The organism is uncultured Nisaea sp. (assembly GCF_963974195.1).
Lineage (GTDB): Bacteria > Pseudomonadota > Alphaproteobacteria > Thalassobaculales > Thalassobaculaceae > Nisaea.
Genome location: NZ_CAXBDC010000196.1, coordinates 1 through 3,102, shown reverse-complemented (window position 1 = coordinate 3,102; position 3,102 = coordinate 1). Strand labels below are relative to the sequence as shown.

The 3,102-nt window shown below is 62.7% G+C and carries 3 protein-coding genes and 1 pseudogene; all 4 read right to left on the bottom strand.

Features of this window, described 5'->3' with window-relative positions:
* Window positions 1–185, bottom strand: a pseudogene (locus AAC126_RS22110) (C4-dicarboxylate ABC transporter substrate-binding protein); the annotation flags it as partial.
* A 44-nt stretch (window positions 186–229) separates the two neighbouring features.
* Window positions 230–1,474 (bottom strand): FAD-dependent oxidoreductase, encoded by a 1,245-nt coding sequence (locus tag AAC126_RS22105; RefSeq protein ID WP_339857611.1) that lies wholly within the window; start codon window positions 1,472–1,474, stop codon window positions 230–232.
* A 5-nt stretch (window positions 1,475–1,479) separates the two neighbouring features.
* On the bottom strand, window positions 1,480–2,619 hold the full coding sequence (locus AAC126_RS22100) for an enolase C-terminal domain-like protein (protein WP_339857608.1): 1,140 nt from the start codon (window positions 2,617–2,619) through the stop codon (window positions 1,480–1,482).
* 29 nt (window positions 2,620–2,648) lie between these two features.
* Window positions 2,649–3,102: PhzF family phenazine biosynthesis protein (locus tag AAC126_RS22095; protein WP_339857605.1), on the bottom strand; the 454-nt coding region annotated here is incomplete at its 5' end.

The window sequence follows — 3,102 nt, the reverse complement described above, 5'->3', positions numbered from 1 at the left end:
TGCGTCACAATCTCAATATCGCCGCCGGTTCCGGTGGTCACGCACTTGGCGAACTCGGCGCCGGTGGCCGAATGGAAGTTGGAAGCGGAATACGCCATCGGCATATCCCATTTTTCGGCCATGGCACCGGCGGAGCCGGCAACCGCGAACGCCGCTGCGGCAATTACTGTCGATAGTTTTTTCATTAGCAGTCTCCCAGTTATGACCCTGTTCGGCCAGTCATACCCCCTCACCCGCCAAAGCGTGAGGGAGAGTAACGCGTTAAATCGATATTCGGCTTTTTTCCGCCGATGAGTTGGGCAAGAAGCCGCCCTGTTTTCGGCCCCCCCGTAAGACCGACATGCTGATGTCCGTAACCGAGGAAAGCCCCCTTGGTGCCGGGAACTTCCCCGATCACCGGTAGCGAGTCCGTCGTTGCCGGACGGTGCCCCATCCATTCAGTTTCTTCCTTGAACGTCAAATCCGGCATCGCCTTGCGCACCGCGCGGCGCAGCAGTTCCAGCGGCGCGCGGGACGGCCCGGCCTCAAGACCGCCAAACTCCACCACACCGGCCGCCCGGAGCCGCCCTTCCATCGGGGTCAGCACGAACTTGCCGGACGCGACCATGATCGGCGTCTTCGGCATCGCCGACGGCTCCCAGAACTCAAGGTGATATCCGCGCTCCGATTCAAGCGGGATATCCAGCCCGAGCAATTTCGACAGCTTGCCGGACCAAGCGCCCATGGCGACCACCACCGCATCGCCGGAAATCGTCTCGCCACCGGCTTTGACACCGGTCGCCACGCCATTCTCGCGGAGGATATCGGTTACCTCGGCCTGTACCAGTTTGCCGCCCTCGGCCACGACATGGGCCGCGAGTGCTTTCACATAGGCGCCGGGATCGGAAATCCGGCCGTGATTCAGCACTCGAACACCGAACTTGATATCGTCGCTCAGGACTGTTTCCTGTGCGGCCAGCGCGGCGCCTTCCAGCTCCTCGAACTGCACGCCGTGATCGCGCCGGATCGACCAGGCGAAGGCATCGCCCTCGTAATGTGCCCGGTCATTGTAGGCGACCATATATTCCTGCGGCTTGATCCACTGCTCCGCGCCGGTTCCGGCTGCGAGCGCCTGATGATCGGCCACGCTGTCGCCGATGATATCATGCAAGGCACTGGCGATCCGTCTGGAATCCTCGGCATTCGCATGGCTCAGATATTTGAACAGCCAGGGCAGCAATTTCGGCAAGTAGGACCAGCGCAGGAACAACGGCTGATCCGGATTGAACAGCATCTTCGGCGCCTTGCCGATCAGCCCCGGCCCGGTGACCGGAACGATGGAGCCGGACGCAAGCAGGCCGGCATTGCCGTAGCTCGTTCCGGCGGCCGGTCCTTCCCGGTCCACCAGTGTCACCTGATGCCCGTCGCGCTGCAGCCAGATCGCGGTGGACACACCGACAATCCCGGCCCCAACGACAATTACATGTTTCTTCACATCACTCACTTGCCCGCCCCCACGGTCGATCGGAGCGCATAGTGCGCCAGCTTTTCGCTATCCGGAAGTATTCCGAGACCGGGACTGTCCGGAATTGTGACAACGCCGCCCCCGCTCGGAAAGCTTTCGGCGAGAATGTCGTCCTTCAGGTAATATTGCGCTTGATAGAACTCGCAGCCGAGCCTGATTTCCGGTGTCGCCGCGATCATGTGCGCACCCGCAAGATGGGCGAGGCCGCTCTCGAACATATCCCCGCCATAGGCGGACAGGCCCGACGCGGCCGCCATCCGGGCGACCGTCTGCCCCCGGCGCAATCCACCGGCTTTCATGATCTTGATGGAAACCCCGTCGCAGATCCCTTCGGCAACAGCGCGCGCCATGTCTTCCGGTCCGAAAACACTCTCGTCGGCGATCAGCGGTACGTCGATAGAGGCGCGGATCTCGGCCATCAGGTTGAAATGAGGATAGGCGACCGGCTGCTCGATAAAGGTCGGCTCGAAGCTGGCGATGTCCTGCACCTTCGCGATGGCCCCCTCGATGGCGAGGCCCTGGTTGAAATCGACCCGAACATCAAGGTCCGGCCAGTTGGCGCGGATCTTCTCCAGCCGCATGATGTCGAATGCGTGGGTTTTGAAACCGGTCTTCAGCTTCACGATGCCAACGCCGTCATCGGCGAGCCGCTCCAGCAGCGCCAGATCAGCATCGAAATCCGGATCGGCGATGGAGACGGAAAGCGGGATCGTATCCCGCGCCTTGCCACCGAGCAGCGCCCAGACCGGCACGGCCGCGATCCGTCCGTTCAGATCCAGCAGCGCGCTTTCCAGCGCGGCCTTCGCTTCGGTGCAATGGGCCACGGCCTTGGTTGCGACATCCATGATCCGGGGTATGTCGCCAACGCGCCTGCCGACGACATGCGGCCGGATATACCGGTCAAGCGCGGCATAGCTCGCCTCGGGAGAGCCGGTGAAAACAGACCAGGGCGAAGCCTCGCCATAGCCGATCGCCCCACTCTCCGAGGTCAGCCGGAGCACGACGATCTCGACCGCCCCTTCCACCGAACCGATGCCGTGATCCCGGCGCGAGACCACCGGCAGGGCGAGATGCCAGAGATCGAGACCGGTGATCTTTTCCTCAGCGCTGAACATGATTGTACACTCCATTCCGGGCTGACAAATCAGCTCTCCAAGGCGGCAAATGTTGCGTCTATCCGGCAGTCACCACTGATCCAGCACCCTGTCGCCATACCGTTCTCCTGCTCGAACGAGACGGAAATCGCCGATGCCAGCCCCATCGCCTCGCCCTGAAGCACACGGACCTCACGGTCGAGCGGGACCATGTTCCAGTGCAGCAGTCCGAAGGCGAGTGCAGACGCGGCAATGCCCGTCGCCGCATCCTCGGGATAGCCGGAGGCTCGCGGGAACTGTCGGGCATGAAAAGCCCCGGGCCTGGAGCTTTTGGCAAAAGGATAGAGACCGGTGGAGCCTATCCCGCCGCAAACAGCGTCCATGCGGGAGAAGTCCGGAGCGAGGCCATGCAACCGGCCCGGATCCTTCAGGGCAACCAGCGTCTTGACCCGGCTGGTCCGGGCGTTGAGGAGCAACGGCTCCGCCAGATCCTCCGCCCCGATC

Coding starts and splice junctions, on each gene's coding strand:
- AAC126_RS22100 (WP_339857608.1), bottom strand. CDS start 2,619: ATGTTCAGCGCTGAGGAAAAGATCACCGGTCTCGATCTCTGGCATCTC.